General features: G+C 66.5%; 1 protein-coding gene. It reads right to left on the reverse strand.

Going from position 1 to position 224, the window contains the following annotated elements:
- On the reverse strand, window positions 1-224 hold a 224-nt coding region (locus tag F6S12_RS33570), incomplete at both ends, for a hypothetical protein (protein ID WP_315870091.1).

Raw genomic sequence — 224 nt, forward strand, 5'->3', positions numbered from 1 at the left:
CGACAGCCCGCCAGTGGATAGCGCTGCTTCAAGCCCTGGGCCAACGCCTGCAGGTCCAGCCCGGCGGCCGGCAACTGCTCGGGCCGGAACAGGTAGAGCACGTTGTTGGCCCGTAGATCCTTGTTGAACAGTTCGGCATACACCATCGACAACTGGCTCTTGTTCAAGCCGACCCAGCGGCTGTCGCCGGCAGCCGGCAACCGCCCGGAACCGCTGCGCAGCGC

Origin of the sequence: Pseudomonas sp. JV245A (genome assembly GCF_032424515.1) — a bacterium.
Classification (GTDB): Bacteria; Pseudomonadota; Gammaproteobacteria; order Pseudomonadales; family Pseudomonadaceae; genus Aquipseudomonas; species Aquipseudomonas protegens.